General features: G+C 49.6%; 1 rRNA gene. It reads left to right on the forward strand.

Features of this window, described 5'->3' with window-relative positions:
- Nucleotides 1–137: 137 nt before the first annotated feature.
- Nucleotides 138–240, forward strand: a 5S ribosomal RNA gene (rrf, locus tag AACW06_RS20660); the annotation flags it as partial.

Below are 240 nucleotides of genomic sequence, written 5' to 3' on the forward strand. Positions count from 1 at the left end.
AGCGCTGCGAGGCGTTGAGCTAACCAATACTAATTGCCCGTGAGGCTTAACCATACAACACCGAAGGGGTTTTGTGGACTCAATAGAAGAACATTGAATGTGAAGAACGAAGACAGCTTTCCGAATTAAAGAATTTGCTTGGCGACCATAGCGTTGCGGACCCACCTGACTCCATGCCGAACTCAGAAGTGAAACGCAATAGCGCCGATGGTAGTGTGGGGCTTCCCCATGTGAGAGTAG

Source organism: Vibrio sp. S12_S33, from assembly GCF_963889785.1.
GTDB classification, from domain to species: Bacteria; Pseudomonadota; Gammaproteobacteria; order Enterobacterales; family Vibrionaceae; genus Vibrio; species Vibrio aestuarianus.